Below are 1,697 nucleotides of genomic sequence, written 5' to 3' on the forward strand. Positions count from 1 at the left end.
GTACCTGTCATCCCATTTCGCTGTTTAGCAATGATTATTTCAATCTCGTTGTTATTTGATTGATGCTTATAGTATTTTTCGCGATAAAGAAACAAAATGATGTCAGCGTCTTGCTCAATATTCCCGCTGTCCCGTAAATCACTTTTTGTAGGTCTCTTATCGTCTCGACTGTTTACGGCTCGTGAAAGCTGGGAGAGCAGCAAAATCGGAACGTCAAACTTTCGGGCGGTCTGTTTCAACAACTTTGTGATTTCGCCGACCTCTAAATCACGCCGATTCGGGTGCCGTGACAAGCTGTTCATGTTTTGCAGATAATCAATAATGACGAGATGCGGATTATTCGGATAGTCCTTCAACGATTTACGAATACCCGATCGAATATCATTGATCGTCAAAGATGGTTCCTCAACGACATTCAGCGTTAGTTTCAGCAAGTGATCCATTGCACCGGAAATAACTTGTAGCTTATTCTCTGTGATCTGATGCTTGTTTTTCAGCCATTCCTGCATGTTCAATCCTGCTCGATTGGAAACAAATCGCTGATAAAGCTCTTTTCGCGTCATTTCTGTTTCGAAAAAATCAACAACAGTCTTTTTCTCAGCGGCGGCGAGTGCCATATTTGCGGCAAAAGCTGTCTTCCCAACCGAGGTCTGTGCAGCCATGACAATTAAATTACCATCCTGCAAGCCACCCGTGTACCGATCTAAATCAATCGATCCCGTTGTCACCCCGCGCAAGTCTTCCTGATCTGTGGTTAGAAACTCATACAAATCCCCAAGTTCATCGACGGGGGATGTCGACTGCTGCCTTTTATCTGCCGTGAGTTGTTCCAGAGAAACAGCCGTTTCGGCTATGGTCTCCGTTGTCAGATTGAGCAGAGTATGACGCATGAGCTCCGCGCTGTCATTTATTATTTTTGCCTCACGGACACGCTGAACGTAATACTCAAAGTCGTCTACTGTTGGCACATGATCAGCAATCTCAGTGATAAAGCCAATACCGCCAATCATCTGCATTTTGCCTTTACCAATTGCCTCTGTGACGGATAAAGGATTAATGGGCCGATCCTTCTGTTGCAGATGTATAAAGGCTTCAAACACCGTCCGGCAACGGACAGAGAGAAAGTCCTGTGCTGTTAAGTTGCATTCGTCCATCAGCTCCGGTTTGAGAAAGATACTGCCGATTACATAGTTTTCAACGTCGATAGCCTGTTTAGCTACTGTCTGCAATTCTCTTCCGCTCCTCTCGCCAATTTTCGCCGTACAAAGCAATCATGGACTCTTCATAGTCGGGAACATCTCCATCGGCCGGACGTGGCCGAGTGTATTGCCCCATCGGTTGTTTCTGTTGCTTGCATTGTGCCGCCATTTGGTCAAAATGCTTACGCAAGCTGCTGGGAGATAAGCAATTCGTTGACCAAAAAGAATCTTGCTGGGACCATTCGATCAAGTATTTAATTTGTTTCTCCGTTCGTTTATCCCGTTCCATCATCAAGCGCATTTCATTTGCCCAACCGTCCAGTTTATCTGGAACCTTACAATTTGGTTTATTTGATTTAATTTCATCTCGCATTTTTTCTGCAAGTTCAAGGTGCACGTCGTCAAATTTATTTGCACGACAAGATCTTTTATTACTTTCTTTTACTTTCCTTTCCTTTAATGCATTGCGTTCGCTATGCGGTTGCATTGCGTCTGCAT

At 44.4% G+C, this 1,697-nt stretch carries 2 protein-coding genes; both read right to left on the reverse strand.

All coding sequences use genetic code 11. From position 1 onward, the window contains the following. Positions 1–1,229, reverse strand: a 1,229-nt coding sequence (locus tag NIE88_RS21905; protein WP_253065679.1) for a replicative DNA helicase, incomplete at its 3' end; no start/stop codon positions are given. After that, positions 1,213–1,697 (reverse strand): phage replication protein O (locus NIE88_RS21910; protein ID WP_507237327.1); only part of this gene is annotated, 485 nt, incomplete at its 5' end. The genes NIE88_RS21905 and NIE88_RS21910, both read right to left, overlap by 17 nt.

Source organism: Sporolactobacillus shoreicorticis, assembly GCF_024125445.1.
Lineage (GTDB): Bacteria > Bacillota > Bacilli > Bacillales > Sporolactobacillaceae > Sporolactobacillus > Sporolactobacillus shoreicorticis.